A 232-nucleotide genomic window follows, 5' to 3' on the forward strand; every position below is an offset into this window, starting at 1 on the left:
CGACCGACCTGAACCACGATCCGCGTCTCGCGATCTTCCGCCAGACCGACAACGGCATTCCCGTGCGCATGGCGATCTTCGCAGTGCTGCTGGGCGTCGAGAATCTCGTGCAGCATTCGATGCGCGACGCCGTGTGGCGTCCGCCTGCATACCTCGGCCCGGACGACGCCACGTTTCACGGCATCGACTGAAGGCGCGCGTCGCGCCGTCAGCGACTCATGAAAAAAGCCGG

The 232-nt window shown here is 65.1% G+C and carries 1 pseudogene; it reads left to right on the plus strand.

Features of this window, described 5'->3' with window-relative positions:
* Positions 1-191, plus strand: a pseudogene (locus SB751_RS35670) (aspartate carbamoyltransferase); the annotation flags it as partial.
* Positions 192-232 lie beyond the last annotated feature (41 nt).

Origin of the sequence: Cupriavidus sp. SIMBA_020, from assembly GCF_046535395.1 — a bacterium.
Taxonomy (GTDB): domain Bacteria; phylum Pseudomonadota; class Gammaproteobacteria; order Burkholderiales; family Burkholderiaceae; genus Cupriavidus; species Cupriavidus campinensis.